Genomic DNA, 25,242 nt, shown 5'->3' with positions numbered 1-25,242 from the left:
GAAAACAAATGCAGTCCCCGGTGGCAGCGAGCCTGCTCGCGAAGGGGGCATGTCAGCCGACATACATGTTGGATGACACACCGCATTCGCGAGCAGGCTCGCTCCCACAGGGTTTGTGGATTATTTCGAGGTGGCATTCCAGCGTGCGAGAACGGCTGGCAAATCGGTCAGGCTGCGGATTTCGGCATCGGGCAAGCGCTCCGCCTCCCAGACCTTGCCCGTCGGGTTGAACCACACCGCGCGTAATCCCGCCTGTTGCGCGCCGGCAATGTCATCGCCGGGATGATCGCCGACATGCACCGCCGCTTCGGCACTTACTCCGCCACGCTGCAGGGCCTCATGAAACAGCCGCGCATCCGGTTTGGCGATGCCGATGTCTTCGGCGCACAACGCGAACTTGAAGTAATCCGCCAGCCCCAGCCGGCGCACGTCGGCATTGCCATTGGTGACCACGCCGAGGGCATAGTGATTGGCGAGCAGCTCCAGCAGCGGCTCGACTTCCGGGAACACCTCGATCTGATGCCGCGCATGCAGGAACACTTCAAAAGCCTTGTCAGCCAGCTCCGACGCCTCGCCGTGGGCATATCCAGCTTCTTCCAGCGCATGGAACAGCACACGTCGGCGCAGCGCGCTGATGCGGTGTTTGAGGCTCGGTTCGCCCGCCAGCACTCGCTCGCGAATCGACCACAAATGCTCCACCGGCACTGCGCCCAGATTCGACGCATGCTCGCTCAGCCATTCGCGCAACACGGTTTCGGCGCTGGCGATCACCGGAGCGGTGTCCCACAGGGTGTCGTCGAGGTCGAAGGTGATCAACTGAATGCTCATGAATCATCGCCTTTCATGCGTTTGGCCCGGGGATGGGCGCTGTCGTAGACCGCCGCCAGATGCTGGAAGTCGAGGTGGGTATAGATCTGTGTGGTTTTGATATCAGAGTGACCGAGCAATTCCTGCACCGCGCGCAAGTCCTGCGAGGACTCGAGCAAATGGCTGGCGAACGAGTGCCGCAGCATGTGCGGATGCAGGTTCTGCCCCAGTTCGCGCTCGCCAGCCAGTTTGACCCGCACCTGAATCGCCCGCGGGCCAAGGCGTCGGCCTTGCTGGCTGACAAAAACCGCATCGTCGGCAGGATTGGTCATGGCGCGTAGCGGCAGCCATTGTTCGAGGGCTTCGCGGGCCTTGGTGCCAACCGGCAACAGCCGGGTCTTGCTGCCCTTGCCGAGCACCTGAACCATGCCGTCGGCGAGGTCGAGTTGATCGAGATTGAGCCCGGTCAGCTCGGACAGGCGCAGGCCAGAGGAATAGAACAGCTCGAGAATCGCCTGATCGCGCCGGGCGAGAAAATCGTCCTCGACCGCACCTTCCAGCAGCTGCAATGCGCGATCGGTATCAAGGGTTTTCGGCAGGCGCCGTTCGCCTTTCGGCGGGGCCAGGCCGGTAGCCGGGTCGTGGTCACACAGGCCTTCGCGATTCAAGTAGTGATAGAGCCCGCGCACCGCCGAGAGCAGGCGGGCGAGGCTGCGCGAGGACTGGCCTTGCGCATGCAACCGGGCGATCAGGCTGCGCAGGCGCTGGATATCCAGCGCGGCCCAACTGCCGATGTTCTGCTTGATGCACCAGCCGAGGACTTTATCGAGGTCGCGGCGATAAGCCGACAGGGTGTGCGGCGACACCTGTCGCTCACTGCGCAGATGTTCGCAGTAAGCGTCCAGTTGTCGTTCCATGGTCAGCGTACCGAGCGCAGCGAGCTGTTGACCCGTGGCAGCACACGGCCCATGACCTCGGCGATGTAACTGAGGAACAGGGTGCCGACCGAGCTCTTGTAGTGCTGCGGGTCACGGCTGGCGATGGCCAGAATGCCGTGAATGCCCTGATGGCTGACGGCAACCACGGCGGTCGAGCCGATCTGCTGGCGCTGTTCTTCGCCGAAGAGGAAATCCAGCTCATGTTCACGCAGGCTGCCGCTGACGCTTTTGCCTTCGGTGAGCAAGCCGCCAATCGCGGTTTGCGCGTCGGCGTGAGTCACCCAGCGGCCGACCGGGGCCGGGTTGTCGCCGAGCAGGATCAGGCTGACGAAGGGCACCTGGAAATCCTGACGCAGGCTGTCTTCAACGCTGATGACCACGTCTTCCAGGGTCGATGCATCCATCAGCGCGAGAATCAGGCGGCGGGTTTTTTCGAACAGGCGATCGTTGTCGCGGGCCACGTCCATCAGATGCGAAAGGCGATGGCGCATCTCGATATTGCGGTCGCGCAGGATGGTCATCTGCCGCTCGACCAGCGACACGGTGTCGCCACGTCGGTGCGGGATGCGCAACGACGGCAGCAGCTCTTCGTGCTCGACGAAGAAGTCCGGATGAGCCTCCAGGTAGGCGGCAACCGCGGCTGCCTCGAGGCTCTCGGACGCTGATTCGTCGACTGGTCGGGCGGGTACCTGTGGCTTGTCGGTCATGATTTCTGCTCGCTCAAAGACGCACTTGTCCTTCGTATACACGCACTGCCGGACCGGTCATCAACACCGGTTCGCCCGGGCCGGCCCACTCGATGGACAGACGCCCGCCGGGCAGGTCGATCAACAGCGGCGAATCCATCCACCCCTGACTGATGGCTGCCACCGCCGCCGCACAGGCGCCGGTGCCGCAGGCCTGGGTTTCCCCGGCGCCGCGTTCCCAAACACGCAGTTGCGCGCGATGGCGGTCGATGACCTGAAGGAAGCCGACATTGACCCGCGCCGGGAAGCGCGGATGGTGCTCGATCTTCGGCCCCAGTTCATGCACCGGTGCGCTGTTGATGTCGTCCACGCGAATGACCGCATGGGGATTGCCCATCGACACGGCGGCCAGTTCGACCGTGGTGCCATCGACATCCAGCTGATAACTGGTGGCCTGGGCTGGTGCCTGGAATGGAATGTCCGCCGGCACCAGCCGCGGCGCGCCCATGTTCACGCCGATCTGGCCGTCGTTACGCACGTCCAGTTCGATGATGCCGCCCTTGGTCTCGACGCGGATCTGCCGTTTGGCGGTCAGACGCTTGTCGAGCACGAAGCGGGCGAAGCAGCGCGCACCGTTGCCGCACTGCTCCACTTCCGAACCGTCGGAATTGAAGATCCGGTAGCGGAAATCCACATCCGGGTTGCTCGGCGCTTCGACGATCAGCAACTGGTCGAAACCGATCCCGGTGTGGCGATCGCCCCATTGCTTGGCGTGTTTGGGCTGAATGTGCGCGTGCTGGCTGACCAGGTCGAGGACCATGAAGTCGTTGCCCAGGCCGTGCATTTTGGTAAAACGCAGCAGCATGGGTTACTCCGGCAGCAGGCTTTCGCCGGCAAACAGCTCGGCCACGGTTTCGCGGCGACGCACTTCAAAAACCTGATCACCATCCACCAGCACTTCAGCGGCACGGCCGCGAGTGTTGTAGTTGGAGCTCATGACGAAACCGTAGGCACCGGCCGAATGCACTGCCAGCAAGTCGCCCTCTTCCAGCGCCAGCTCGCGGTCCTTGGCGAGGAAGTCGCCGGTTTCGCAGATCGGGCCGACGATGTCGTACTTGCGTGCAGCGCTGTCGCGCGGTTTCACCGCAGTGACGTCCATCCACGCCTGATACAGCGCCGGGCGGATCAGGTCGTTCATCGCCGCGTCGACGATGGCGAAATCCTTGTGCTCGGTGTGCTTGAGGTACTCGACCTGGGTCAGCAGCACGCCGCCATTGGCAACGATGAAGCGACCCGGTTCGAACACCAGCGCCAGATCACGCCCGTCGAGACGCTCGCGCACGGCTTTGATGTAGTCGGCAGCCAGCGGCGGCTCCTCATCGCGATAACGCACGCCCAGGCCACCACCAAGATCGATGTGGCGCAGGTGAATGCCGCAATCGCCCAAGCGGTCGACCAGATCGAGCAAGCGATCCAGTGCATCAATGAACGGCGGCAGGGTGGTCAGTTGCGAACCGATGTGGCAGTCGACACCGACCACTTCCAGGTTCGGCAGATGCGCGGCGCGCACGTACACGTCTTCGGCGTCGGCAATGGCGATGCCGAACTTGTTCTCTTTCAGACCGGTGGAAATGTACGGGTGGGTGCCGGCATCGACGTCCGGGTTCACGCGCAGCGAAACCGGGGCGCGAACACCCAGCTCGGCGGCGACCACTTGCAGGCGCTCGAGCTCATCGGTGGACTCGACGTTGAAGCAGTGCACGCCGACTTCGAGGGCGCGGCGCATGTCGTCACGGGTCTTGCCGACGCCGGAGAAAACGATCTTGTCGGCGCTGCCACCAGCGGCCAGTACACGTTCCAGCTCGCCACGGGAAACGATGTCGAAACCGGCGCCGAGACGGGCCAGGACATTCAGTACACCGAGGTTGGAGTTGGCTTTGACCGCGAAGCAGACCAGATGCGGCATGCCGGCCAGCGCATCGGCGTAGGCCAGATACTGCGCTTCGATGTGGGCGCGCGAGTAGACATAGGTGGGCGTGCCGAAGCGGTCGGCGATGGCGGACAGCGCCACACCTTCCGCGAACAGCTCCCCGCCACGGTAGTTAAAAGCGTCCATGGCGATCCCTTAGTAAACGTCGTGCTTGTGAGCCTTGGATGGCTGCTTCTGCGAAGACTGGGCTTGTTCGGCCGGGTCCTGGTCGTCATCGGGCAGGTACAGCGGGCCTTTTTGACCACAGGCCGAAACCAGGCAGGCAACCGCGACGAGCGCAGCAAGGGAAGAGATCAGGCGCTTCATGGCGAAATCCTTGAAAATGCGTTAATTGCGCCGGAGTATACCGGCCACCCGGCAGCTTGCCTATGCGAGGGGGTTCCCGTCCGGCGGGGCTTGCTGGATACCGGATGGATACCTGCAATACCTGTGGGAGCGAGCTTGCTCGCGAAGAGGTCGTCACATTCGATATGTTTGTTGCCTGACACACCGCTTTCGCGAGCAAGCTCGCTCCCACAGAGTGCGATGTTGGATGGAAACTGGTGCTTGGTCGTTAATCTTTGCAATCGGTCGGCAGCGTCCGTATCTTTCGGCGCTTGAGCCTGATCAGACATTTTTGAGGTTGCCGCAATGAGTTTGTCCGAAGCCCGTTTCCACGATCTGGTCGATGAAACCCAGGAAAAACTGGAAGACATATTTGACGAAAGCGATCTGGACATCGATCTGGAAAGCTCGGCAGGTGTCTTGACCGTCAAGTTCGAAAACGGCTCGCAGCTGATCTTCAGCCGCCAGGAGCCATTGCGTCAGCTGTGGCTGGCGGCCGTGTCCGGTGGTTTCCACTTCGACTATGACGAAGAAAGCGAGCGCTGGATGTGCGACAAGAGCGAAGAGCAGCTGGGCGAAATGCTTCAGCGCCTCGTCAAGCAGCAGGCTGACGCCGAATTCGATTTCGAAGGTCTGTGATTCGTGACGGATGCCGCGCTTGTTCGCCCGCCGAAACCGCTCTACAGCAACGTCAGCCCGGCGGTGCCTTCGCCGTGCACGGGCGTATGTCGGCTGGACGAACAGAAAGTCTGTCTCGGCTGCGCGCGTCACGTCGAAGACATTCGCGAATGGCGCTCGGCCGATGATCAGCGGCGCCGGGTGATATGCCAGCAGGCTGCCGCACGAAAATCCCAAGCCTGTTGATATCGTGGCGAGGGGATTTATCCCCGTTTGGTCGCGTAGCGGCCCCAGAATCTATACGGCTGCTGCGCAGCCGAACGGGGATAAATCCCCTCGCCACAAGGGTTTCACCCAGGCAAAAGGTGGGTGACTTGTATATTTTTTGAGCTGTGATAGTGTCCGCGAACGCCTCAAACCACCGAGGCACGGTGAAAACCCCGTCTTTTTTGGCGGGGTTTTGCTTTTTTTGTGCAGAAGAAAGGAGTCTGCCTGGATCATGACCGCACCTTCCATCACCCTTACCCGTCTGGACGTGCAACGTCTGCAGCGCCTGATCGACAACCTGATCGATAAAGACCAGGCAGCGCCGGGCGTGATTGCGCTGCAAACCGAGCTGGACCGCGCCGATACCGTGGTCGGCCACGATGAAGTGCCCGCCGATGTCGTGACCATGAATTCCCGTGTGCATTGCCGCGAAGAAGGCAGCGGCAAGGATTACCACCTGACGCTGGTCTATCCCAAGCACGCCAACGCCGATGAAGGCAAGATTTCCATACTGGCGCCGGTCGGCAGTGCGCTGCTGGGTCTGAAGGTCGGTCAGCACATCGATTGGCCGGCCCCGGGTGGCAAGTCGCTGAAACTGACCTTGCTGGAAGTGGAATCGCAACCGGTCAATGGCGGCGCCTTCCCCGAATAACTCCCCGCTTCAAACCTGTTCGAGCGCTTCATTCAACGAGCGCTCCAGGTCCGCCTTGTAGCGCAGATACAGATTGCTTGAACTGTGCCCGTCACCGAGCAGCCCCGAGAGATCGAGGTCGGTGATGTAGCAGCGATAGCGTTCGGTCTCGCGGCGCTGCTCGACGATCTCTCGGGCGACCACGCTGAACAGCTGGTCGCCATGCTCCAGCTCGCTGAACTCGCGCTGATTGCAATACAGGGTGACCTGCACTTCGCCGGGCGCGGCTTTGCCGATGATCGCCTGTACGTCATAGAACGGTTTGTTCACCGGGGTCTGCGGTGCCGGCCGGGTTTCGACCCTGCGCGAGCGCCCCGGGCCTGACGGCAACAGCTGGTAATACAAAGTCTCGGGGCTGCCCGCAGGGCCACCGTCCATCGGCAATTGCGCTTCACGGCGGTACTGGATCGATTGCAGAAAACGCTGCAGCGGCACCAGCAGACTCTGCTCGTCGTGGTACGGCAGTTGCTGCTGCCACAGCGCATTGAATTCATCCAGCACGTACAGCTCGGCCTGCTGCTCGCTGATGCGGTAGAAGACCTGAATGCACTCCGGCTGACCCATCGGCAGGATCAGCGCCAGGTCATGGTCCTCCAGCGCCATCGGGTCGAGGTGCAGCGGGCTGTAGCGCGGTTGTTCTTCGCCCAGATAATCGAGCAGTGCCGGCAGAGTGGCGAGGGCGACATGGTTGACCTGGCCGGGCACCAGCTCCAGCACGTGATAGTGCTGCTGCACCTGAATCAGGTAGCGGTGATTCAACTCGCTGAGCAACAGGGTCTGCGCGGTGTCGACGATTTCTTCGACGCGGCGGGCAATGAATTGCGCGCGGTTGTGGCAGAAACAGCGCACTTTCAGCGACGGCTGCACCGGGCCGCGCGGCAGGTTGTTGAGGTAATCGCGCAGGCAGTCGAGCAGCGCATGCGGGCCGTCGAAACGATTGACCAGCACTTCGTTCCAGCTGTTGAGCGTGACCTGATCGAGGGTCAGCACCAGGTTCTCGCGCACACCGGCATAGCTCAGCGAGTCGGTGCGTTCGGTGGTCATCAGGATGTTCAGATCACGGTGATGCTTGAGCGGGTCGACGCCGACGTTGATCAGCAGCAGCACTTCGCTGGGCACAGCGGCACGTAGCAATGGCTCTTCAGCAACAGAGGGCAAGGGCAGGGCGATGCACTGCTGCAAGCTGCCGAGCAGGTTGAACAGCTCGAACTCGCTCAAGTCGCTGGTGCCCGGATGCAGGGCCAGACGTGTGCTGCTGTCGATCACGCCGTTGCGGTGGCACCAGGTCAGCAGTTCAAGCAGCTCGCGACTGCGCTTGATCGGCGCGAAGTGTTCCCACTCCAGTGCCGTCAGGCTGCCGTTGTACAGGCCCCACTGGGTCTGCCCCGGCTCCTTTTTGTTCGGCGACTGCACCAGGGTCAGGGTGTCTTCGGCCAGATCCGGGGCAATGCCCGGATTGATGAACTCGACCTTGTCGGCCTTGCGCTCGAACGCTGCGTACAGGCGCCGGCCGAGGACATTGAGGTCGCGCTTGTTGATCAGGCTGACAGTCTGTTCGCTGCGGGCGAACTGTGTCAGGAAGCGATAGCTGTAATTGAGTTCATTGACCAGCGCGCGGCGCTCGGCGCTGACCTGGCGGACTTTCCACTGACTGCGGCTGTCGAGCAGCGCCAGTTGCCGTTGATCCCAGTGCCACTCGCCGGCCAGGCGTTCGAGCAGTGCGCGTTGCCAGCCCTGGCTGCGGCTGTTGCCGGTGAGCTTGCGGTTGACCTTCAGATACAGCGCGCGGCGCACCAGCTCAAGACGTTCCGGTTCGTTGCGGGCGATCAGGTATTCCTCGATACGCCGGTACACGACCATGTACGGGTCAAGCTCATCGAGATCGAGCTGATTGGCGAACACGGCTTTCTTGAAGCGCAGGCTCAGGCACTGAACGTGCGGGTGTTCACTGGCGTACACCTCGGTCAGCAGCAGTTTGAGCACTGACTTGTAGGGCGATTCGATGCCTTTGAACAACTGCCACAATCCGGCGCCGATGAATTCCCCGGGCGGAATGGTCGCCATCGGCCCGAGATCCAGGGTTTCGTCGGCGCGAATGAAGCGTTTGGACAGCAAGGTGTAGGTGTAGGCGTCGTAGGCTGTTTCTTCATAGACCGGCACCAGCCACCAGATCGGCGTGCGCCCGGCCAGCCAGATCGCCGTGCGGTAAAACTCGTCGAGCAGCAGATAGTGCTGGGTGCTGCCGCAGTTGTCCGAACTGAGCTGGGAATCGCGTTCGCCTTTGACGAAGCGCGCCGGGTCGATCAGGAAGAAATGCGCTTCGGCACCCTGGCTTGCAGCCCAGGCTTCCAGCAATTGGCACTTCTTGCTCAGCTCGGCGAGCTCGCTTTCGCTCAGATCCGGCCCATGGCAGACCCACACGTCCATATCGCTCTGATCGGCCTGGGCCAGCGTGCCGAGGCTGCCCATCAGGAACAGGCCGTGGATCGGTCGCGGCGGGTTACTGCCATGGCGCGGCCTGTAAGAGAACGAGCGAGTCAGGCGCTGCGCCTCAGTCAGCGCATTGGCGTCCGGCTCATAATTCGAAAGCCCCGCCGGCGTACTGCCCGAGACATAGCCGGGCAGCAACGGATGATTGACGTGAAAGAACAGCGGCAACAGCGTCAACACGCTTTGCTGGCGCGTCGACAAGCCTTCGAGAGCGCGGCCGAGGCGGCCTTCATTGAGTTTGAGAAAACGTGCGCGCAGTTGGCTGAGTACCTTGCGGTCGATGCCTTCGTCCAGGTCGGGGCGGATTTCGTGGGTGCGGGTCATGTCAGCTCAAACCGGCTTGCAGGCTCGGACGTAGAGGGTCTCGGAATGGCCGCAGTTTAGCCGCTGCGCGGCAGGACGTTTAAGCTGAATTTGTTTTTTGACGTCAGTTTTTTATCGACAGCGATCGGGCGGGCCCGCGGAAATCCCGTGGCAGGAGTTCCCGTGGGCAAAGTCAGAGAAATCAGGCGGTTTCCTGTTCTTTCAAAATCGTCAGTACGGTCTGCACGTTTTGCGCGGCATCGCGACCGAGGCTGGTCAGATAACCGCCATCGGGCTGGTCGGTGAGTTCTTTTTCAAAGAGGCGCTGGGCAGCAGCGATGTGTTTCGGGGCAGCGGTCTGGTGAATTTTCAGACCTTCCTGGGAACTGTCCAGGTTGAAGAGTGCAAGGACTTCCAGTTCGGCAACCAACTCAGGGGTAAGCGACATAAGGACTCCAGACTTTCTAGGAATTGGACGACAGCGCCTCTAAGGTGAACCCGCTGGTGCAGCATGTCCAGTGCTCGGATCAGGGGATTTTGTCTTGAGGCGAATTCCAGTGTAGTCGGGCGGCAGCAGATGGCTGGATGGATGCGTAACAAACCTTGTGGGAGCGAGCCTGCTCGCTCCCATAAGAGTGATGTGGTTACTGCTTTTCCGGTGGCAGCTCTGGCAAAGCGCGCAGTGCCGCTTCGTACCACTGGGTGTCGAACGGGCGATCTTCATCGAGCATCGCGTCAATTTCGAAAGCCAGCACATGGGCCATCAAATTGAGGATCTCCTCACGGTCCATGCCGACCAAAGTCAGCTTGTTCAACGTAGCCTTGGCCGCCGGCGGGTTGTCGCTTTCAATCTGGTTCTCGATGGCTTCGATCAGCGTCGCTTCAGTGAATGCTTCTTCGTCGTCATCGTTGACGATATCTGTCGGCTCGCTCATGGCAGGCTCCTCAGGGAAAGGCGCCAGTTTACCCGCATTCAGCGGCGTGATGCTGCTGGCGGGAAACGTCGCGGCGTTCTATAAACAGGCACTGCCCACCCCGCACGGCCTGGAGGCTCTGTGATGTTCAAGCTCTACGGATTTGCTGTCAGCAACTACTACAACATGGTCAAACTGGCACTGCTGGAAAAAGGCCTGCCCTTCGAAGAGGTGACCTTCTACCCGACGCAGACACCGGAGTCACTGGCAATCAGTCCGCGTGGCAAGGTCCCGGTGCTGGGTGTCGACGCCGGTTATATCAACGAAACCGCGATCATCCTCGAATACCTCGAACAAGCACAAAAGGGCACGCCACTCCTGCCCAGCGACCCGTTCGAGCGCGCGCAGGTATTGGCAATTGCCAAGGAGATCGAGTTGTACATCGAGTTGCCGGGGCGTGCCTGCTATGGCGAGGCGTTTTTCGGTGTGACATTGCCGGAGCCGATCAAAGAGAAGACCCGGACCGAGCTGCTGCTGGGCTTCGCCGCGCTGGGCCGTCATGGCAAGTTCGCCCCGTACGTGGCGGGTGACAGCCTGAGCATTGCCGATTTGTATTTCCTCTACAGCGTGCCGCTGGCCTGTGCGGTCGGGCAGAAGCTGTTCGGGATTGATCTGCTGGCCGAGATGCCGCAGGCGAAAGCGCTGCTGGAGCGGCTTGAGCAAAATCCGCATGTGCAGAAGATCGCGGCGGACAAGGACGCGGCGATGCCGGCGTTTTTGGCGATGATTGCTGCCAAGAAATGAATTTTGTAGCGCTCTGAAGGAAGCCTTCGCGAGCAGGCTCGCTCCCACATTGAACTGGTGGTGAACACAAATTTTGTGAACATCCAGAATCCCTGTGGGAGCGAGCCTGCTCGCGAAGCTCTTGGCTTTTAGCGGCTGGCCAGCAGGGCCTGGCCGCGCGCCACCGCAGCCTTGACCTGCGCCGGTGCAGTCCCGCCGATATGGTCGCGGGCATTCACCGAGCCTTCGAGGGTCAGCACGGCAAACACGTCCTGCTCGATCTGATCGCTGAACTGACGCAGTTCTTCCAGGCTCATCTCGGCCAGATCCTTACCCGTGTCGACGCCGTATTTCACCGCGTGGCCAACGATTTCATGGCAGTCGCGGAACGGCAGGCCACGGCGCACCAGATAATCCGCCAGGTCGGTCGCGGTGGAGAAACCGCGCAGTGCCGCTTCACGCATGATCGCGTGTTTCGGCTTGATCGCCGGGATCATGTCGGCAAACGCGCGCAGCGAATCGCGCAGGGTGTCGGCGGCGTCGAACAGCGGCTCCTTGTCTTCCTGATTGTCCTTGTTGTAGGCCAGTGGCTGGCCTTTCATCAGGGTCAGCAGGCCCATCAGCGCGCCGAACACACGGCCGGTCTTGCCGCGCACCAGTTCGGGCACATCGGGGTTTTTCTTTTGCGGCATGATCGAGCTGCCGGTGCAGAAACGGTCCGGCAGATCGATGAACTGGAACTGCGCGCTGGTCCACAGCACCAGCTCTTCGGAGAAACGCGACAGGTGCATCATCGCGATGCTCGCGGCCGAGCAGAATTCGATGGCGAAGTCGCGATCGGAAACGTTGTCCAGCGAGTTGCCGCCGACGGCGTCGAAGCCGAGCAGTTGCGCGGTGTATTCGCGGTCGATCGGGTAGGTCGTGCCGGCCAGCGCGGCGCTGCCCAGCGGCATGCGGTTAGTGCGCTTGCGGCAGTCGACCAGACGCTCGTAGTCGCGGCTGAGCATTTCGAACCAGGCCAGCATGTGGTGCCCGAAGGTCACAGGCTGCGCGGTCTGCAAGTGGGTGAAACCCGGCATGATGCTCGCGGCCTCACGCTCGGCCTGCTCCAGCAGGCCTTTTTGCAGGCGGGTGATCTCGGCGAGGATCAGGTCGATTTCATCGCGCAGCCACAGGCGGATATCGGTGGCGACCTGGTCGTTGCGGCTGCGCCCGGTGTGGAGCTTTTTACCGGTGACGCCGATGCGGTCGGTCAGGCGTGCTTCGATGTTCATGTGCACGTCTTCGAGGTCGACGCGCCAGTCGAACTGGCCGGCCTCGATTTCGCCCTGAATGGTCTTCAGGCCATCGATGATGCTGTCGCGCTCGGCATCGGTCAGCACGCCGACCTTGGCCAGCATGGTGGCGTGGGCGATCGAGCCCATGATGTCGTGGCGATACAGGCGCTGGTCGAAAGTGACGGAGGCGGTGAAGCGGGCGACGAAGGCGTCGACGGGTTCACTGAAGCGGCCGCCCCAGGACTGATTGGTCTTGTCAGTGCTCATGAATTCGCTCGTATCGGCTTGAAGAAATGGCGTGAAACGCTGGCGTGGATAATAACAGGGTTGCCAATCCTGTCGCTGACACCGGTCGATACGTTTTTTCGCGGATGTGTCAGGCGTGTCCGGCGCGGTCTGCAAGGAATTTACAAAAGGATATTTTTTGATTGAGCAATATCGTTCCGACGAACGTCTACAGTGGACATAAGGGTCGGTGCGAATGCGGATCATGCAAAGGTCCGGCCACTGGCTATAAGAAGAGGGGGCGGGTGAGTTGTACAACGGTCACCCACCGTGAGAAACGCAGGAAACACTGGGCTCCGCGCGGTACGACCCGGACGCTGGCAAATATTGCTGGCCGACGTACGGCACTTTTTGGCGCTCGGGCTAGTCTTAGCGTGGATCGCGGTGACGGAGGTCACTACACCTGTCTACGCTATCCTTGTGCGAGACTCACGCAGGAATCCAGCGCAATATGAATGTCCTGATCGTTGATGACGAACCCCTGGCTCGCGAGCGCCTAAGCCGTATGGTGAGCGAGCTCGAGGGTTACACAGTCCTGGAGCCCAGTGCCACGAATGGCGAGGAGGCGTTAGCGCTGATCGACAGCCACAAGCCGGATATCGTGCTGCTCGATATCCGCATGCCGGGCCTCGATGGCCTGCAGGTTGCTGCCCGACTGTGCGAACGAGAGACGCCGCCGGCCGTGGTGTTTTGCACCAGTCCCGATGAATTTGCCGTGGAAGCCCTGCAGGCCAGCGCCGTGGGCTATGTGGTGAAACCTGTGCGAACCGAACACTTGAATGAAGCCCTGAAGCGGGCTGAACGTCCCAACCGGGCGCAACTCTCGGCCCTGACCCGTCCCGCTGCCGAAAGTGGCAACGGCCCACGCAGCCACATCAGCGCACGGACCCGTAAAGGCATCGAGCTGATTCCGCTGGATCAGGTGGTCTACTTCATCGCCGACCACAAGTACGTGACCCTGCGTCACGAAGCCGGCGAGGTGCTGCTCGACGAACCCCTCAAAGCCCTTGAAGACGAATTCGGCGAACGCTTTGTGCGTATCCACCGCAACGCGCTGGTCGCTCGCGACCGCATCGAGCGCTTGCAACGCACGCCACTGGGACATTTCCAGTTGTTCCTCAAAGGCCTCAATGGCGATGCACTGATTGTCAGCCGGCGGCACGTTGCCGGTGTGCGCAAGATGATGCAGGGGCTTTGACCTGGTCCTCACCGGCCTTTTCGTGTTCTTTTATCCGGCATGGCAGGCCAGGGAGGCCGCGCCGGTTCTGATTCAGGTCAAAGTGAAATTGACTGAGCTGTTATTATCCGCCGTATCTATTCAGTACGGATTGTTCCATGTCCCCTCGCGAAATCCGCATCGCCACCCGTAAAAGTGCGCTGGCCCTCTGGCAGGCCGAATACGTCAAAGCCCGTCTCGAGGCGGCCCACCCGGGCCTGCTGGTGACGCTGGTGCCCATGGTCAGTCGCGGCGACAAGCTGCTCGACTCGCCACTGTCGAAGATCGGCGGCAAGGGTCTGTTCGTCAAGGAGCTGGAAACCGCGCTGCTGGAAAACCAGGCCGATATCGCCGTGCATTCGATGAAAGACGTGCCGATGGACTTCCCGCAAGGCCTGGGTCTGTTCTGCATCTGTGAGCGTGAAGACCCGCGCGATGCTTTCGTCTCCAACACCTACGCCAGTCTTGAAGCGCTGCCTGCCGGGGCCATCGTCGGCACTTCGAGCCTGCGTCGGCAAACGCAATTGCTGGCGCGGCGTCCCGACCTGCAGATCCGTTTCCTGCGCGGCAACGTCAACACCCGTCTGGCCAAACTCGACGCCGGCGAGTACGACGCGATCATCCTCGCCGCGGCCGGTCTGATCCGCCTGGGTTTCGAAGAGCGCATCACATCGGCGATCAGTGTCGATGACAGCCTGCCGGCCGGTGGCCAGGGCGCGGTCGGCATCGAATGCCGCAGCGCCGACCACGAAATTCACGCCTTGCTCGCGCCTTTGCATCACGCCGATACCGCTTCGCGGGTGAACGCCGAACGCGCCCTCAACAAACATTTGAACGGCGGCTGCCAAGTGCCGATCGCCTGCTACGCCGTGCTTGAAGGCGAGCAGTTGTGGTTGCGCGGTCTGGTGGGCGAACCGAGTGGTGGCAAGCTGCTCAGTGCCGAAGCCCGCGCGCCGCGCGCGGACGCCGAGACCTTGGGCGTGCAGGTCGCTGAAGACCTGCTCAAGCAAGGCGCCGATGACATTCTCAAAGCGGTGTACGGCGAGGCGGGTCACGAGTGACGGCCTGGCGCCTGCTGCTGACGCGCCCGGCAGACGACTGCGCGGCGCTGGCCGAACAGTTGGCCGGGCACGGGATTTTCAGCAGTTGCCTGCCGCTTCTGGACATTGTTCCGCTGCCGCTCTCTGACACTATTCGCCAGGCGATTTCGCGATTGCCCGCTTGCAGCGCGATGATTGTGGTCAGCAAACCGGCGGCGCGGATTGCGGTGGATCTGCTCAAGTCCCAAGGCACGGCGCCATTGAGCATGCCGTGGTTCAGCGTCGGCGCGGCGACCGCAGGCATTCTTCGCGAGCATGGTCTCGATGTCAGCTTCCCGGCTGACGGCGATGACAGTGAAGCCCTGCTGCGATTGCCGCGTCTGCGCGAGGCGCTCGACCAGTCCGGCGCGCAGGTGATGATCCTGCGCGGCGAGGGCGGTCGTGAACTGCTCGCCGAGCGCCTGCGCGCGCTTGGTGCTAGTGTCGAGTATCTGGAGTTGTATCGCCGCGATCTGCCAGCCTACCCGCCAAACGAGCTGCCACGGCGGATCGAAGCGGAACGCTTGAACGGGCTGGTGGTCAGCAGTGGACAGGGTTTCGAGCACCTGCGGCAGATGGCCGGCGATGCCTGGCCGAAGATCGCGCAGTTGCCGTTGTTTGTACCGAGCCCGAGGGTCGCCGAGCTGGCACGTGCCGCCGGGGCTCAAACAGTTGTGGATTGCCGCGGCGCGAGTGCCGCGGCTTTGCTGACGGCGTTACGGGAATGTCCCATGCCGTTTTCTAATGCAAAGGATGGATACGTGAGCGAAACAGCCTTGCCAAAAGATGACGTCCAGCCTGCGCTCGATGCCCAGGTTGAAACTCCACCACCGGCCAAAGAGCCGCGCCGAGGCAATGGACTGGCGATTGTCGCCCTGCTGCTCGGCGCCGCCGGTGTCGCCATCGGTGGTTGGGGTGTCTGGCAGGTGCGCCACCTGCAGAACAACACGCAGCAACAGTCGAGTCAGGTGCAGGCTTTGAACGATCAGGCGCAGAGTCTGAAGCTCAACGAACAGCGTCTGACCGAGCGTCTTGCACAGTTGCCCGGTGCGGACGAACTCGCCGAGCGCCAGCGTCTGGTCACGCAACTGCAGGGCGATCAACAGCGCCTCAATCAACGTCTGGAAACCGTCCTTGGCGCCAGCCGCAAGGACTGGCGTCTGGCCGAGGCCGAACACTTGCTGCGTCTGGCTAGTCTGCGCCTTTCAGCGTTGCAGGACGTCAGCAGCGCCCAGGCATTGGTGCAAGGCGCCGATGAGATTCTCCGTGAACAGAACGATCCGGGCTCCTTCGCCGCGCGCGAGCAAGTGGCGAAAACCCTGGTCGCCTTGCGCAGCACCGAACAGCCGGATCGCACCGGGCTGTTCCTGCGCCTTGGCGCGCTGCGCGATCAGGTTATCGACCTCACGGAGCTTGCGCCGGAGTACAAGGATCGCGGCGAGTCGCTGCTGGGCCTGACCAACGATGGCGATGGCGCCAGTCGCTGGGCGCAGTGGTGGGACAAGGTGTCGCGCTATATCCGCATCGATTTCAATGCTGACAAAAACGTCAAACCGCTGCTGGCCGGACAGAGCCTGAGCCAGGTGCGCCTGGCCCTGAGCCTGGCGCTGGAGCAGGCGCAGTGGGCCGCGCTCAACGGTCAGGCGGCGGTGTACACCCAGGCGCTGGCCGAGGCACGCGATGTGCTCAAAGGCAATTTCAACCCGGACAATCCGCAAAGCAAAGTCATGCTGGAACAGGTCGCCGAGCTGAGCAAGGAACCGGTCACCGTCAAGACGCCGGATCTGGCCGGCACCTTGAGTGCGGTGCAGGGATATCTGGAGCGACGTAACGTCAATGCCGAGGAATCGGTGAAACCGTTCGCCAAGCCTGCCGCCAATGCTGCGCAGGAGGCGACCCCATGAAGCGCCTCTATGTAATCGTGTTTCTGGTCATCGCCGCGACGGCAGCGCTGGGCCTGGCGATTGCCGAGCATTCCGGTTACGTGCTGGTGGCGTACAAGAGCTTCCGCTACGAATCGAGCCTGTGGGCGACCCTGGCGGTGATCGCGGTGCTGTGGCTGCTGTTCTGGGGCATCAAGGTGCTGGTCGAGCTGGTGATGACCTCCACCGGCGTGGTCAATCCGTGGTCGCGGCGCAATCGCAGCCGCCGCGTGCAAGTGGCGATCGAACACGGGCAGCTGGATCTGGCTGAAGGGCGCTGGGCCAGTGCGCAACGGCACTTGACCCGCGCAGCGGAAGCCGAGCGTCAGCCACTGCTGTATTACCTCGGCGCCGCCCGTGCGGCGAACGAGCAAGGTCAGTACGAAGAAAGTGATCGTTTGCTCGAACGCGCGCTGGAGCGTCAGCCGCAAGCCGAATTGGCGATCGCCCTGAGTCACGCACAATTGCAGACTGATCGTGGCGACACCGACGGTGCGCTGGTGACCTTGCAGGCAATGCATGAACGGCATCCGCGCAGCGCGCAGACATTGCGTCAATTGCAACGTCTGCATCAGCAGCGTGGCGAATGGCCGGCGGTGATTCGTCTGCTGCCAGAGTTGCGCAAGGACAAGGTCCTGCCGCCGGCGGAACTGGCCGAACTCGAGCGCCGCGCCTGGGGTGAGAACCTGTCCTTGGCAGCGCATCGCGAAGAAGACGGTACGGTGGGTCTGCAATCGCTCAAGCGGGCGTGGGAACAGCTGACTTCGGCGCAGCGTCAGGAAGCACCTTTGGTACTGGCCTATGCCGAGCAATTGCGCCAGCTTGGTGCTCAGGTCGAAGCCGAAGAGGTCCTGCGAACAGCGCTCAAGCGCAAGTACGACAGCCATCTGGCGCGGCTCTATGGTCTGGTTCGTGGCAGTGATCCTGCGCGTCAGTTGCAGAATGCCGAAGGCTGGCTCAAGGAGCACCCGGCCGACCCGAGTCTGCTGCTGACCCTCGGGCGGTTGTGTCTGCAAACCAGTCTGTGGGGCAAGGCTCGCGACTATCTGGAAAGCAGTTTGCGCGTGCAGCGCAATCCGGAGACCTGTGCGGAACTGGCCCGCCTGCTTGCACAGCTTGGCGATACCGAGCGCAGCAATCAGTTGTTCCAGGAAGGTCTGGGGCTGCTGGATGAACGCTTGCTGGCGGCGCCTTTGCCGGTTGCGGCGAAGGTATGAATGGCGAGGGCGTTTGCTCCCTCGCGAACTTCGATGACCGAAAATTCCCCTTCTTCGCGCTCTGGAGACAAAGTCCTACAGAGCGCTTCACCGTTTCCTATCGAGCCTGTCGGGTTTTCCCTACACCTGCGGTGAACTGTCGGCAGGCCCTTGCCTTGAAAGGCTGACACGCTTTCCTCTACCGTAACCGTCTGTCTCTACTGTTACGGAAAAGCCATGTCGTTGGCCTGCTCACGCTCCTTGTTCTTCATGGCTTTCATTGCGGGGGCCTTTGCTCTGGGAGCTTCCTATTACCTCGAATACGCGGTCGGCCTGACGCCTTGCAGTCTGTGCCTGGTGCAGCGATTGTTCCTCACATTGCTGTGCATCGGCTGCGGCGTGGCGGCGGTGCATGGCCCCCGGCGCGTTGGCTTATGGTGGTACTGGCTGTTTGCACTCGGCGCCAGTCTGGGGGGAACCACCGCTGCGTGGCGGCAGGTGTTGATCCAGAGTGATTCGATGCTGCAACTGGTCAAATGCTCGCCAACCGTGGAGTCACTGTTCAGCGACCTGCCGTGGATCTGCGCCTTGCAACGGATGTTCAACGGCGGCGCCGATTGTGCGGACATCTCCTGGACACTGTTCGATTTGAGCATCCCGGAATGGAGCCTGCTGTTTTTTGTCGGCGTGTCGATCCTTGCGGTTTATCAGTTGTTGCGTCTGATCTGGAGCGCTCTGCAACGACCGGTCAGCGACGAAGCGTCGCACCACCTGCTGGTCAGGGATTAAACACTTGTATGAACTTTATCTCCTGCGTACCTTGAAGCCATAGGCGTGCGGGCATAATCTGGCCGGCACGTGTCATTGGATTTATGTTGCTCGATGACGCTCTGCCCGATCGTCCACCAGTCAAATCAGAACAGGGGCGCGGGTGTAGAGCAGCATGACCCACAAGGGAAGAGAGATCGCCATGCTCGAAAGTTGTCAGAATGCTCAGGAACGTTGGGGTGGGGTTCATCTGCTGATCGACCGCTGGTTGCAGGAGCGTGAAGAGCTGATCGGCGCCTACGACAAGCTCGGTGCGCAGCCTGAGTCGCTGTCCGAGAGCCGCAAGCCTTTGCAGGAATTCTGCGGCGTGCTGGTCGATTACGTATCGGCGGGGCACTTCGAAATCTATGAACAGCTGACTGGCGAAGCCAAGGCGTTCAACGACAAGCGCGGTCTGGAACTCGCCGAGACCATCTATCCGCGCATCGACGTCATTACCGAGAAGCTGCTCGCGTTCAACGACCTGTGCGACGAAGGCAAATGCGTTGCGGAGAAATTCAAGGAGTTGGGCGGCTTGTTGCACGAGCGCTTTGAACTTGAAGATTGCCTGATCGAAGTGCTGCACACGGCACACAAGGCAGAAGATCCGGTTCAGGCTTGATCCACGTCCTTCATGAAAAACGGTGCGCCCGAAAGCGCACCGTTTTTTTATGCCTGATCAGCTCGTCGCGCCACGCAACTCCACTTCGAAAACCAGAGGCGTGAACGGCGCGATCAGGTCGCCGGCACCGTCGGCGCCATAGGCTTGATCCGATGGAATCACCAGCCGCCATTTCGCCCCCACCGGCATGTTCTGCAAGGCGGTGCGCCAACCGGCGATCACGCTGTCGAGGTTGAACCATTGCGGCTGGGTGTTCTGATCGAACACGGTGCCATCCGGCAGCTTGCCGATATACAGCACCTGCACTTTGCCGTCCGGGCCGGCCTTGGCGCCAGTGCCCGGAACCAGTTCAGTCAGAAGGATGCCATCGGCCAGTTCCTTCACCCCTGGTTTGGCTTTTTCCGCACTGAGAAAGCGTTGCTCGTTTTCCATCGCCGCGTCGCTCGATTGCCGTGATGCCTGCTCGGCATTGCGCGATTCGTGGTCGGCCAGAATCTGTTCGATACGCGCTTCACTCAGCGCCAGCGGCTTGCCCTGATACGCCTGTTGCAGACCTTCGATCAGCGCCTGGATCTGCAACTGTGGTACCTCCTGACGCAGCCGTTCGCCGAGGCTGGCACCGAGGCTGTAAGCCAGATCATGAGCATCGTTCGCCGTGTTTTTTTCATCGGCATACGCCGCCGAAAAAAACACGCAGAGGGACAAAATAAAGTAGCGCGACATGGGCACTCTCCGACCTGGGATGCGGGGGATTATGCCAGTGCAAACGTCTGCATCGGTGAACTGCTTTTTCCCGCGCGCAGAACATTTCGGCTTCGGTGCAACGCAACGGTGCAGATACTGTCAACATGCCCTAGCGGCGGTATCAGCAGAGGTCTAGTATGAGCCGCACTCACGTCAGCCAGGAGGTAAACCATGTCGGCCACCAAGAAGCCTGTAAATACTCCGTTGCACTTACTCCAACAGTTGTCGGGCAGCCTGCTCGAGCATTTGGAAAACGCTTGCTCGCAAGCCTTGGCTGATGCTGAAAAACTGCTCGCCAAGCTGGAAAAGCAGCGCGGCAAGGCGCAGGAAAAACTGCACAAATCGCGCACCAAATTGCAGGACGCCGCCACCGCCGGCAAAGCCAAGGCACAGAACAAAGCCAAGGCTGCCGTGAAAGAACTCGAAGACCTGCTCGACGCTTTGAAAGATCGTCAGTCCGAAACCCGCAGCTACATTTTGCAACTCAAGCGCGATGCCCAGGAAAGCCTGAAACTGGCCCAGGGTGTTGGCCGCGTGCAGGAAGCAGTGGGCAAGGTTCTGTCGTCGCGTTCGGCCAAACCGGCAGCAGCACCAGCGAAGAAAGTCGCTGCCAAACCTGCTGCAAGCAAAGCCCCGGCGAAGACCGCTGCGGCGAAACCTGCTGTCGCGAAAACCGCCGCCAAACCAGCGGCCAAGGCGCCAGTGAAAGCGGCTGCCAAACCAGCGGCGAAAACTGCAGCGAAGAAGCCGGTGGCGAGCGCGGCAAAACCGGCGGCTAAAACCACCGCAGCCAAACCTGCTGCAGCCAAGCCAGCAGTGAAAGCCACCCCTGCCAAAGCCGCTGCAAAACCGGCCGCGAGCAAAGCTGCACCGGCGAAAACCGCAGCCGCCAAACCTGCTGCCAAAGCAGCAGCGAAACCAGCAGCAAAACCTGCTGCGAAGACCGCCGCTGCGAAGCCTGCTGCCAAGACTGCGGCCAAGCCGGCCGCCGCCAAACCTGCTGCGAAAGTGGCGGTAAAACCGGCTGCCAAACCAGCCGCAACATCGGCAGCAAAACCTGCGGCAAAAACCGCTGCGAAACCGGCCGCCAAGCCAGCTGCGAAACCCGCTGCTGCCAAGCCTGCGACCGCTGCTGCAAAGCCGGCCGCCAAGCCAGCCGCAAAACCAGCGGTGAAAAAGCCTGCAGCTGCCAAGCCAGCCGCGACCAAACCGGCTACCGCTCCAGCAGCCAAGCCTGCCACTGCCGCTACCCCGGCTGCTCCAGCTGCATCGGCACCGTCGTCCGCCACTCACTCGACCCCTTCGACTGCGCCAGCGCCAGCCGCTTCGTCGAACGTCAGCAGCACCCCGACCAGCGCTTCCTAAGTGCCGGTTGCCGCGACGCGCAGCACTTGCAGCGCGTCGCGGTTCAGGCTGGTGGCATTGCCGGCCAAGCCCTCAAGCCAGGTCACCGAACCTGCATCGTTGCGCGTCCACTCCTGCGCCACACCTTCGAGCCGTGACAGCAAGGTGCGCTCAGCTTCAAGCTCCAGTGATTTGATCTGCTCGCGCATGCCGGCCACCACCGCATCGTCGACGGCCCGCGTTTTCCATTGCAGGCGCAGGGTTCGCAGCGGCTGCACCACGTCGATATCCCACGGCGCGGTCAAGGCCTTGAGCAGACGTACGCGCGGTTCATCGCACGCCACCGCGCGCTGCTCCAGCCATAAACCGCAGAGCAGCAGGCAGACATTGGCGCCCGCCGTTTGCAATTGCAGGCAGGCATCTTCCACGCCCGGCCGGGCGTAGACATCAAGGGCAAAGCTCCACAGGTCAGAGGACATCGTGCTACTCGCGCCAGTTGTGAGCGAAGCTGGTAGACTCCGCCGCCATTATGATCCGACTTCAGAACCTGACTTTACAGCGTGGCCCGCAACGTCTGCTAGAAGACGCCGAGCTGACCCTGCACGCCGGCCACAAAGCCGGCCTTATCGGCGCCAACGGTGCCGGCAAATCCAGCCTGTTCGCGTTGCTGCGCGGCGAGTTGCACCCGGATTCGGGCGACTGCCTGCTGCCGGCCGACTGGCGCATCGCGCACATGCGCCAGGAGGTCGACACCCTCGAGCGCCTGGCGGTCGATTATGTGCTCGATGGCGACCTGCGTCTGCGCGAGGTGCAACGCGAGCTGGCCGCCGCCGAGGAGGCCCATGACGGCACCGCACTGGCGCGCCTGCACGCCGAACTCGACAGCGCCGACGGTTACACCGCCGATGCGCGGGCGCGCAAGCTGCTCGCCGGTCTTGGGTTCACCAATGAGCAGATGGACCGTCAGGTAGGCGATTTCTCCGGTGGCTGGCGGATGCGTCTGAATCTGGCGCAGGCACTGATGTGCCCGTCGGATCTGCTGCTGCTCGATGAACCGACCAACCACTTGGATCTCGACGCGATCATCTGGCTCGAAGAGTGGCTGAAAAGTTATCCGGGCACCTTGTTGCTGATTTCCCACGACCGGGATTTCCTCGACGAAGTGGTCGATCACGTCGCCCATGTCGATCAGCGCAAACTGACCCTCTACCGGGGCGGCTACACCGCGTTCGAACGCGCCCGCGCCGAGCGTCTGGCCCAGCAGCAACAGGCCTACGAGAAGCAGCAGGCGCAGCGTGCGCACATGGAAAGCTATATCGCCCGCTTCAAGGCGCAAGCGACCAAGGCCCGTCAGGCGCAGAGCCGGATCAAGGCGCTGGAGCGCATGGAAGAATTGTCGGCGGCCCACGTCGATTCGCCGTTCGACTTCGTCTTCCGCGAGTCGACCAAGATCTCCAGTCCGCTGATCGACCTGTCCGATGCGCGCCTGGGTTATGGCGACAAGACCATCCTCGAGAAGGTCAAGCTGCAACTGACCCCGGGTGCGCGGATCGGTCTGCTTGGGCCGAACGGTGCGGGTAAATCGACGCTGATCAAGAACCTCGCCGGCGAGCTCGAACCGCTGGCCGGGCGCCTGACCCGTGGCGAAAACACCGTGGTCGGCTACTTTGCCCAGCATCAGCTCGACTCGCTGGATTCCAAGGCCAGTCCGTTGCTGCACTTGCAGCGTTTGGCGCCGGGTGAGCGCGAGCAGACCCTGCGCGACTTCCTCGGCGGCTTCGACTTCCGGGGCGCACGCATCGATGAGCCGGTGCTGAATTTCTCCGGTGGCGAGAAGGCCCGTCTTGCCCTCGCGCTGATCGCCTGGGAGCGGCCGAACCTGTTGCTGCTCGACGAACCGACCAACCACCTCGACCTGGAAATGCGTCTGGCGCTGACCATGGCCCTGCAGGAATTCAGCGGTGCGGTGCTGGTGGTTTCTCACGATCGGCACTTGCTCAAGAGCACCACCGACAACTTCTATCTGGTTGCCGACGGCAAGGTCGAAGAGTTCGATGGCGATCTCGAAGACTACGCACGTTGGCTGGTGGAATACCGTCAGCGCAATGCGCCGGTCAGCAACACGCCGGTCAACCCGGACAAGACCGACAAGAAAGCGCAACGCCAAGCGGCGGCAGCGTTGCGTCAGCAACTGGCGCCGCACAAGCGCGAGGCTGACAAGCTTGAAGCCGAGCTGGGCAAGCTTCACGAGAAACTGGCCAAGGTCGATGCCAGCCTCGGTGACAGCGATATCTACGAGCCGGCACGCAAAAATGAATTGCGTGATCTGCTCGCCGAACAGGCGAAATTGAAGGTGCGTGAAGCCGAGCTGGAAGAAGCCTGGATGGAAGCGCTGGAAACCCTGGAAAGCATGCAGGCGGAGCTGGAGGCGTTGTCCTGATGGAAGCCTTCAAGCTGCCCTTTGCGGCGGTGTGGGTCGAACCGCTCTGGTTCACCGCGCAGATTCTGCTGATTCTGCTGGCCGGTTACCTGACCCAGCGTTTCGTTGCCAAAGGCCTCACTCGCCTCGGTGAGCGCTATCCGTTTCCGCCGCAGTTGCTGATGCCGCTGCGTGGCGTGTTGCGCTGGCTGATCATGGGCAGCGCGCTGCTCTTCGTGCTCGAGCGCCTCGGCGTTTCGGCCACGGTGCTGTGGACTGCGCTGTCGGGATTTGTCGCAGTGGCGGCGGTGGCGTTCTTCGCTATGTGGAGCGTGCTGTCGAACCTGCTCTGCGCCATTCTCATCTTCACCGTCGGGCCGTTCCGCCTCGGCGACGTGGTCGAACTGGTCGACACCACCGACAAGCCTGGCGTCAAAGGCCGGGTGATCGCAATCAATCTGCTCTACACCACGCTGGTCGAGGCCGAAGAACTCGGCACCGGCAGCGCCATGGTGCAGGTGCCGAACAGTCTGTTCTTCCAGCGATCGGTGCGGCGTTGGCGCGGGACGGATGTGTTTCCTTCCAGCGGGTTCGAGAAGTAGCTTTTTCAGCAAGATCGCAGTCTTCGGCAGCTCCTACATTTGGAATACGATCCCTGTAGGAGCTGCCGAAGGCTGCGATCTTTTGCTTTTAGCCCCAAACAGCATTAGTTTTGACGACTTGTCACAAGCATCAGCCGAGGTGTGCGATGGAGCTTCAAACATGGCTGGCATTTTTTGCCGCCTGCTGGGTGATCAGCCTGTCCCCGGGCGCGGGCGCCATCGCGTCGATGTCCAGCGGTCTGCAATACGGATTCTGGCGCGGCTACTGGAACGCACTGGGCCTGCAGATCGGTCTGGCGGTGCAGATCGCGATTGTCGGCGCGGGTGTTGGCGCTGTGCTCACCGCTTCGGCCACAGCGTTCCATGCGATCAAATGGTTCGGTGTCGCCTATCTGGTTTACCTGGCGATCAAGCAATGGCGCGCGCTGCCCATGGACATGAGCGATGACGCCGCAGTGCGGCCGATCGGCAAGCCGCTGGCTTTGGTGTTTCGCGGCTTTCTGGTGAACATCAGCAACCCCAAGGCGTTGGTGTTCATGCTCGCGGTGTTGCCGCAGTTCATCAATCCCCATGCGCCGCTGCTGATTCAGTATCTGGTGATCGGCGTGACCATGGTGTTCGTCGACCTGATTGTCATGGCCGGTTACACCGGACTGGCGTCGAAGGTGCTGCGCCTGTTGCGCACGCCCAAGCAGCAGAAACGCATGAACCGCACCTTTGCCGGGCTGTTCATTGGCGCGGCGGCGTTCATGGCGACATTGCGCAAAGCGGCGGCGTAAAACGCTCGGGCACAAAAAAGGCGACCTCAAGAGGTCGCTTTTTTCATTTCTACCGAGACATCGGGGCAAGCGAGCTTTTGTGGCGAGGGGATCTATCCCCGTTGGACTGCGCAGCAGTCCCAATCGTCTTGAATCAATA

The 25,242-nt window shown here is 61.6% G+C and carries 26 protein-coding genes and 2 pseudogenes; 16 read left to right on the top strand and 12 right to left on the bottom strand.

The features are described 5' to 3' along the window. Positions 1-120: 120 nt before the first annotated feature. Genes ACYSTU_RS05970 through lptM form a run of 6 tightly spaced genes read right to left on the bottom strand, consistent with a single transcriptional unit; the run spans position 121 to position 4,727 of the window. The gene (locus ACYSTU_RS05970) at positions 121-828 is read right to left on the bottom strand and encodes an HAD family hydrolase (RefSeq protein WP_498996777.1); all 708 of its coding nucleotides are present in this window, start codon (positions 826-828) and stop codon (positions 121-123) included. Beyond that, complete coding sequence (gene xerC, locus ACYSTU_RS05965; RefSeq protein ID WP_122880307.1) at positions 825-1,724, bottom strand: tyrosine recombinase XerC; 900 nt, start codon at positions 1,722-1,724, stop codon at positions 825-827. The genes ACYSTU_RS05970 and xerC overlap by 4 nt, the downstream gene beginning before the upstream one ends. 2 nt (positions 1,725-1,726) lie before the next feature. Further along, the gene (locus ACYSTU_RS05960) at positions 1,727-2,452 is read right to left on the bottom strand and encodes a DUF484 family protein (RefSeq protein WP_024014772.1); all 726 of its coding nucleotides are present in this window, start codon (positions 2,450-2,452) and stop codon (positions 1,727-1,729) included. Positions 2,453-2,465: 13 nt separating this feature from the next. Then, positions 2,466-3,296: a diaminopimelate epimerase gene (dapF, locus tag ACYSTU_RS05955; RefSeq protein ID WP_122506201.1), complete on the bottom strand. Its 831-nt coding sequence runs from the start codon at positions 3,294-3,296 to the stop codon at positions 2,466-2,468. A 3-nt stretch (positions 3,297-3,299) separates the two neighbouring features. Further along, complete coding sequence (lysA, locus tag ACYSTU_RS05950; protein ID WP_056791636.1) at positions 3,300-4,547, bottom strand: diaminopimelate decarboxylase; 1,248 nt, start codon at positions 4,545-4,547, stop codon at positions 3,300-3,302. 9 nt (positions 4,548-4,556) lie between these two features. Further along, positions 4,557-4,727: an LPS translocon maturation chaperone LptM gene (gene lptM, locus ACYSTU_RS05945; protein ID WP_016772589.1), complete on the bottom strand. Its 171-nt coding sequence runs from the start codon at positions 4,725-4,727 to the stop codon at positions 4,557-4,559. A 324-nt stretch (positions 4,728-5,051) separates the two neighbouring features. On the opposite strand from lptM, the gene cyaY reads away from it, so the two are divergent. The 3 genes from cyaY to rnk all read left to right on the top strand — a co-directional run bounded on the left by cyaY (position 5,052) and on the right by rnk (position 6,282). Then, positions 5,052-5,384: an iron donor protein CyaY gene (gene cyaY, locus ACYSTU_RS05940; RefSeq protein ID WP_024014770.1), complete on the top strand. Its 333-nt coding sequence runs from the start codon at positions 5,052-5,054 to the stop codon at positions 5,382-5,384. A 3-nt stretch (positions 5,385-5,387) separates the two neighbouring features. Continuing rightward, a complete protein-coding gene (locus ACYSTU_RS05935; protein WP_016772591.1) occupies positions 5,388-5,609 on the top strand; it encodes a DUF1289 domain-containing protein in 222 nt (73 codons plus the stop codon). A gap of 253 nt (positions 5,610-5,862) precedes the next feature. Then, positions 5,863-6,282 (top strand): nucleoside diphosphate kinase regulator, encoded by a 420-nt coding sequence (gene rnk / locus ACYSTU_RS05930; RefSeq protein WP_130900310.1) that lies wholly within the window; start codon positions 5,863-5,865, stop codon positions 6,280-6,282. Between the two features lie 9 nt (positions 6,283-6,291). Here the strand turns inward: rnk and ACYSTU_RS05925 are convergent, their stop codons facing one another. The 3 genes from ACYSTU_RS05925 to ACYSTU_RS05915 all read right to left on the bottom strand — a co-directional run bounded on the left by ACYSTU_RS05925 (position 6,292) and on the right by ACYSTU_RS05915 (position 10,049). Beyond that, positions 6,292-9,135 carry a class I adenylate cyclase gene (locus tag ACYSTU_RS05925; RefSeq protein ID WP_125916802.1) on the bottom strand — a complete coding sequence of 948 codons (2,844 nt, stop codon included), beginning with the start codon at positions 9,133-9,135 and terminating at the stop codon, positions 6,292-6,294. Between the two features lie 181 nt (positions 9,136-9,316). Further along, on the bottom strand, positions 9,317-9,562 hold the full coding sequence (locus tag ACYSTU_RS05920; RefSeq protein WP_016772594.1) for a TIGR02647 family protein: 246 nt from the start codon (positions 9,560-9,562) through the stop codon (positions 9,317-9,319). A gap of 196 nt (positions 9,563-9,758) precedes the next feature. Continuing rightward, positions 9,759-10,049: a hypothetical protein gene (locus tag ACYSTU_RS05915; protein ID WP_122698690.1), complete on the bottom strand. Its 291-nt coding sequence runs from the start codon at positions 10,047-10,049 to the stop codon at positions 9,759-9,761. A gap of 123 nt (positions 10,050-10,172) precedes the next feature. Between ACYSTU_RS05915 and ACYSTU_RS05910 the strand changes: the two genes are divergently transcribed. Then, complete coding sequence (locus ACYSTU_RS05910) at positions 10,173-10,832, top strand: glutathione S-transferase family protein (RefSeq protein ID WP_123441806.1); 660 nt, start codon at positions 10,173-10,175, stop codon at positions 10,830-10,832. Positions 10,833-10,960: 128 nt separating this feature from the next. Here ACYSTU_RS05910 and argH read toward each other — a convergent pair whose 3' ends face one another. Beyond that, positions 10,961-12,355 carry an argininosuccinate lyase gene (gene argH / locus ACYSTU_RS05905; protein WP_016772597.1) on the bottom strand — a complete coding sequence of 465 codons (1,395 nt, stop codon included), beginning with the start codon at positions 12,353-12,355 and terminating at the stop codon, positions 10,961-10,963. Positions 12,356-12,666: 311 nt separating this feature from the next. On the opposite strand from argH, the pseudogene ACYSTU_RS05900 reads away from it, so the two are divergent. The 8 genes and pseudogenes from ACYSTU_RS05900 to ACYSTU_RS05865 all read left to right on the top strand — a co-directional run. Continuing rightward, positions 12,667-12,828, top strand: a pseudogene (locus ACYSTU_RS05900) (sensor histidine kinase); the annotation flags it as partial. Continuing rightward, positions 12,825-13,571 carry a LytR/AlgR family response regulator transcription factor gene (locus tag ACYSTU_RS05895; protein WP_016772598.1) on the top strand — a complete coding sequence of 249 codons (747 nt, stop codon included), beginning with the start codon at positions 12,825-12,827 and terminating at the stop codon, positions 13,569-13,571. The pseudogene ACYSTU_RS05900 and the gene ACYSTU_RS05895, both read left to right, overlap by 4 nt. A 137-nt stretch (positions 13,572-13,708) precedes the next feature. Continuing rightward, positions 13,709-14,650, top strand: coding sequence for a hydroxymethylbilane synthase (gene hemC / locus ACYSTU_RS05890; protein ID WP_016772599.1), 942 nt, complete (start codon positions 13,709-13,711; stop codon positions 14,648-14,650). Further along, positions 14,647-15,393: pseudogene (locus tag ACYSTU_RS05885) on the top strand (uroporphyrinogen-III synthase); the annotation flags it as partial. The gene hemC and the pseudogene ACYSTU_RS05885, both read left to right, overlap by 4 nt. Positions 15,394-15,429: 36 nt before the next feature. After that, positions 15,430-16,572 (top strand): uroporphyrinogen-III C-methyltransferase, encoded by a 1,143-nt coding sequence (locus tag ACYSTU_RS05880; protein WP_243241375.1) that lies wholly within the window; start codon positions 15,430-15,432, stop codon positions 16,570-16,572. After that, positions 16,569-17,807, top strand: a complete 1,239-nt coding sequence (locus ACYSTU_RS05875; protein ID WP_136493167.1) for a heme biosynthesis protein HemY — start codon at positions 16,569-16,571, stop codon at positions 17,805-17,807. Before ACYSTU_RS05880 ends, ACYSTU_RS05875 begins: the two co-directional genes overlap by 4 nt. Before the next feature lie 216 nt (positions 17,808-18,023). Continuing rightward, a complete protein-coding gene (locus tag ACYSTU_RS05870; protein ID WP_016772601.1) occupies positions 18,024-18,575 on the top strand; it encodes a disulfide bond formation protein B in 552 nt (183 codons plus the stop codon). Between the two features lie 181 nt (positions 18,576-18,756). After that, the gene (locus ACYSTU_RS05865; protein WP_016772602.1) at positions 18,757-19,215 is read left to right on the top strand and encodes an Rsd/AlgQ family anti-sigma factor; all 459 of its coding nucleotides are present in this window, start codon (positions 18,757-18,759) and stop codon (positions 19,213-19,215) included. A 57-nt stretch (positions 19,216-19,272) separates the two neighbouring features. Here the strand turns inward: ACYSTU_RS05865 and ACYSTU_RS05860 are convergent, their stop codons facing one another. Then, positions 19,273-19,938 (bottom strand): FKBP-type peptidyl-prolyl cis-trans isomerase, encoded by a 666-nt coding sequence (locus tag ACYSTU_RS05860; RefSeq protein ID WP_136493166.1) that lies wholly within the window; start codon positions 19,936-19,938, stop codon positions 19,273-19,275. 192 nt (positions 19,939-20,130) lie between these two features. On the opposite strand from ACYSTU_RS05860, the gene ACYSTU_RS05855 reads away from it, so the two are divergent. After that, a complete protein-coding gene (locus ACYSTU_RS05855; protein WP_136493165.1) occupies positions 20,131-21,324 on the top strand; it encodes an AlgP family protein in 1,194 nt (397 codons plus the stop codon). On the opposite strand, the gene ACYSTU_RS05850 is transcribed toward ACYSTU_RS05855, so the two are convergent. Beyond that, positions 21,321-21,782, bottom strand: a complete 462-nt coding sequence (locus ACYSTU_RS05850; RefSeq protein WP_136493164.1) for a TIGR02444 family protein — start codon at positions 21,780-21,782, stop codon at positions 21,321-21,323. The two genes, ACYSTU_RS05855 and ACYSTU_RS05850, sit on opposite strands and share 4 nt — an antisense overlap. Positions 21,783-21,832: 50 nt before the next feature. Between ACYSTU_RS05850 and ACYSTU_RS05845 the strand changes: the two genes are divergently transcribed. The 3 genes from ACYSTU_RS05845 (at position 21,833) to rhtB (ending at position 25,103) form a co-directional block, all read left to right on the top strand. Next, entirely contained in the window at positions 21,833-23,743 is a 1,911-nt protein-coding gene (locus ACYSTU_RS05845; protein WP_016772606.1) for an ATP-binding cassette domain-containing protein, read from the top strand. Next, positions 23,743-24,324 carry a mechanosensitive ion channel family protein gene (locus ACYSTU_RS05840; RefSeq protein ID WP_024014760.1) on the top strand — a complete coding sequence of 194 codons (582 nt, stop codon included), beginning with the start codon at positions 23,743-23,745 and terminating at the stop codon, positions 24,322-24,324. The genes ACYSTU_RS05845 and ACYSTU_RS05840 overlap by 1 nt, the downstream gene beginning before the upstream one ends. A 146-nt stretch (positions 24,325-24,470) precedes the next feature. Beyond that, a complete protein-coding gene (gene rhtB / locus ACYSTU_RS05835; protein ID WP_016772608.1) occupies positions 24,471-25,103 on the top strand; it encodes a homoserine/homoserine lactone efflux protein in 633 nt (210 codons plus the stop codon). Positions 25,104-25,242: the final 139 nt, after the last annotated feature.

Source organism: Pseudomonas glycinis (genome assembly GCF_054871425.1).
Note: the sequence above shows the minus strand (reverse complement) of the source record. Positions and strands in the feature narration are given on the sequence as shown.

Coding starts and splice junctions, on each gene's coding strand:
- ACYSTU_RS05970 (WP_498996777.1), bottom strand. CDS start 828: ATGAGCATTCAGTTGATCACCTTCGACCTCGACGACACCCTGTGGGAC.
- ACYSTU_RS05915 (WP_122698690.1), bottom strand. CDS start 10,049: ATGAGCGAGCCGACAGATATCGTCAACGATGACGACGAAGAAGCATTC.
- lysA (WP_056791636.1), bottom strand. CDS start 4,547: ATGGACGCTTTTAACTACCGTGGCGGGGAGCTGTTCGCGGAAGGTGTG.
- xerC (WP_122880307.1), bottom strand. CDS start 1,724: ATGGAACGACAACTGGACGCTTACTGCGAACATCTGCGCAGTGAGCGA.
- ACYSTU_RS05875 (WP_136493167.1), top strand. CDS start 16,569: ATGAAGCGCCTCTATGTAATCGTGTTTCTGGTCATCGCCGCGACGGCA.
- lptM (WP_016772589.1), bottom strand. CDS start 4,727: ATGAAGCGCCTGATCTCTTCCCTTGCTGCGCTCGTCGCGGTTGCCTGC.
- ACYSTU_RS05860 (WP_136493166.1), bottom strand. CDS start 19,938: ATGTCGCGCTACTTTATTTTGTCCCTCTGCGTGTTTTTTTCGGCGGCG.
- dapF (WP_122506201.1), bottom strand. CDS start 3,296: ATGCTGCTGCGTTTTACCAAAATGCACGGCCTGGGCAACGACTTCATG.
- hemC (WP_016772599.1), top strand. CDS start 13,709: ATGTCCCCTCGCGAAATCCGCATCGCCACCCGTAAAAGTGCGCTGGCC.
- ACYSTU_RS05920 (WP_016772594.1), bottom strand. CDS start 9,562: ATGTCGCTTACCCCTGAGTTGGTTGCCGAACTGGAAGTCCTTGCACTC.
- ACYSTU_RS05910 (WP_123441806.1), top strand. CDS start 10,173: ATGTTCAAGCTCTACGGATTTGCTGTCAGCAACTACTACAACATGGTC.
- argH (WP_016772597.1), bottom strand. CDS start 12,355: ATGAGCACTGACAAGACCAATCAGTCCTGGGGCGGCCGCTTCAGTGAA.
- ACYSTU_RS05895 (WP_016772598.1), top strand. CDS start 12,825: ATGAATGTCCTGATCGTTGATGACGAACCCCTGGCTCGCGAGCGCCTA.
- ACYSTU_RS05925 (WP_125916802.1), bottom strand. CDS start 9,135: ATGACCCGCACCCACGAAATCCGCCCCGACCTGGACGAAGGCATCGAC.
- ACYSTU_RS05960 (WP_024014772.1), bottom strand. CDS start 2,452: ATGACCGACAAGCCACAGGTACCCGCCCGACCAGTCGACGAATCAGCG.
- rnk (WP_130900310.1), top strand. CDS start 5,863: ATGACCGCACCTTCCATCACCCTTACCCGTCTGGACGTGCAACGTCTG.
- ACYSTU_RS05840 (WP_024014760.1), top strand. CDS start 23,743: ATGGAAGCCTTCAAGCTGCCCTTTGCGGCGGTGTGGGTCGAACCGCTC.
- ACYSTU_RS05870 (WP_016772601.1), top strand. CDS start 18,024: ATGTCGTTGGCCTGCTCACGCTCCTTGTTCTTCATGGCTTTCATTGCG.
- ACYSTU_RS05865 (WP_016772602.1), top strand. CDS start 18,757: ATGCTCGAAAGTTGTCAGAATGCTCAGGAACGTTGGGGTGGGGTTCAT.
- ACYSTU_RS05845 (WP_016772606.1), top strand. CDS start 21,833: ATGATCCGACTTCAGAACCTGACTTTACAGCGTGGCCCGCAACGTCTG.
- cyaY (WP_024014770.1), top strand. CDS start 5,052: ATGAGTTTGTCCGAAGCCCGTTTCCACGATCTGGTCGATGAAACCCAG.
- ACYSTU_RS05855 (WP_136493165.1), top strand. CDS start 20,131: ATGTCGGCCACCAAGAAGCCTGTAAATACTCCGTTGCACTTACTCCAA.
- ACYSTU_RS05850 (WP_136493164.1), bottom strand. CDS start 21,782: ATGTCCTCTGACCTGTGGAGCTTTGCCCTTGATGTCTACGCCCGGCCG.
- rhtB (WP_016772608.1), top strand. CDS start 24,471: ATGGAGCTTCAAACATGGCTGGCATTTTTTGCCGCCTGCTGGGTGATC.